Below are 448 nucleotides of genomic sequence, written 5' to 3'. Positions count from 1 at the left end.
CAGCACCGGTGCCCTCAGTGCGCCCAGTGGCAGCGCCCGCGCCTCCTCCCTCCAGCCGGGGGACCCGAGCACCACGGCCGCGGGCACCACGCCGAGCGCCATCACGCGGCCCTCGGCGTACACGTCCTGGAGGAACGCCTCGAGGGCCCTCGCCCGCTGCACGAGCCCGGGCACCAGCCGCGCCCACTCGTGCGCGTTGATGATCCTCGGCACCAGGTCGACCGGGAACTCCTGCAGTCCGCCGTCGACGACGAAGGCCAGCTCCTGGGACCGCGCCCAGCGGCGCCCCGTCTCGACCCGCCGCCGCAGCTCCTGGTCCCCCAGGCCACGAAGGTGGGTCACGACGTCGTGGTACGGCTCCCTCGGCTGAGCCCCCGCCATCACAGCCTCGTCGCCGGCGCGTGCGCGATAGCGAAGCAGTGCCCCCACGACCGGCGGCGTCCCGCCC

1 protein-coding gene is annotated in these 448 nt (G+C 75.4%); it reads right to left on the bottom strand.

Annotation, left to right across the window (positions count from 1 at the left end; translation table 11 throughout):
• A partial coding sequence (locus M3149_RS22780) for a circularly permuted type 2 ATP-grasp protein (protein WP_251711629.1) occupies window positions 1–342 on the bottom strand: 342 nt, incomplete at its 3' end.
• Window positions 343–448 lie beyond the last annotated feature (106 nt).

Origin of the sequence: Hydrogenophaga intermedia (assembly GCF_023715105.1) — a bacterium.
Classification (GTDB): domain Bacteria; phylum Pseudomonadota; class Gammaproteobacteria; order Burkholderiales; family Burkholderiaceae_C; genus Hydrogenophaga; species Hydrogenophaga intermedia_A.
This window is presented reverse-complemented; position numbering and strand designations above follow the sequence as displayed.